This window comes from Vibrio sp. 10N.247.311.47 (genome assembly GCF_041467535.1).
Classification (GTDB): Bacteria; Pseudomonadota; Gammaproteobacteria; order Enterobacterales; family Vibrionaceae; genus Vibrio; species Vibrio crassostreae_C.
Window position 1 is genome coordinate 1 of record NZ_JBFSUR010000117.1, and the last position, 1,032, is coordinate 1,032.

The 1,032-nt window shown below is 45.1% G+C and carries 1 protein-coding gene; it reads right to left on the reverse strand.

Annotated elements, in window-relative coordinates; translation table 11 throughout:
* Positions 1 to 1,032 (reverse strand): phospholipase effector Tle1 domain-containing protein (locus AB6E51_RS24535; protein ID WP_372140330.1); only part of this gene is annotated, 1,032 nt, incomplete at both ends.

Sequence of the window (1,032 nt, forward strand, 5' to 3'; positions counted from 1 at the left end):
AATTACCTTCATCGTTATTCCCCGCTAAGTAAAACGACCCTACGGTATCAAATAACCCCAAGAACCTTACACTGACGCCTTTCGTATCATCGCGTTCATAACCACCTTCTTCTGAAAACTTTTTGTTGGTTTCATTACCCAGTAGATGAGGATAAATCGTAACATCCGCTTGCTTACCTGTGACTGGTCTATGGTAATCGGGTAAACCCTGATACAGGGCATTAACAAAATGACGAGACAATGCCGCACCTCGGCTAAAACCGATAACATCGAAAATGATGTGAGTAAACTCATCATACTTGTCGCCCATTAGATCAATCTCTCTACGCAACTGATTAAGTAAACTCTGCCATTTGTAAAATGCACCATTTTCACCGTCCACATAGTTGAGTAAGACTTTGCCGCTAATACCCGCAATAGCATCAGCAAAGTCTCCATCAAACGCACGCGGTGCACTCACTCCAAACGCCTGCTCGGGACCTGTTTCATCTTTGGCTGCATCGATGATGGCAGGGCGCTGACTGTCGTCTTCAATGTCGACAGTGCCGACACCGGATACATAAATTTTTGCTGATTTACCTTGAATTTGTGGATAAGCCGCAAACAAACGCGCCACATTACTGCGAGATTTATTACCACGCAATTCTTTGTAAGCATCATTCTTGTCGTTGGCCCCCGTGCCATCAAAAAACACGCCGACGCGAAAGAGCTTTTCAGGCCGAAGGTTGACGACCGGTATACCTTTGGCAACGATACTGGGACTATTAATGGCGACAATCTCTGTCCCATGTAATAAACGGCCAGGGTGTGAGTAATGGCAATTCAGTGGGGCATGATATCGTTCATTTGGGGTTTCCTTACCTTGTCCTACATCCACAAGTTCTGAAATATTCAACGCAAGTCCTTGCTCATTGAGCCACGCTGGATCCACCGAAGAAAACTCATCTTTTGTCAACTTACGAGGGAGATAGAGTAAATGCTGGTTGTCCAATACCTGATTATCGATACGCCATTGAATCGGTATCGCACTTT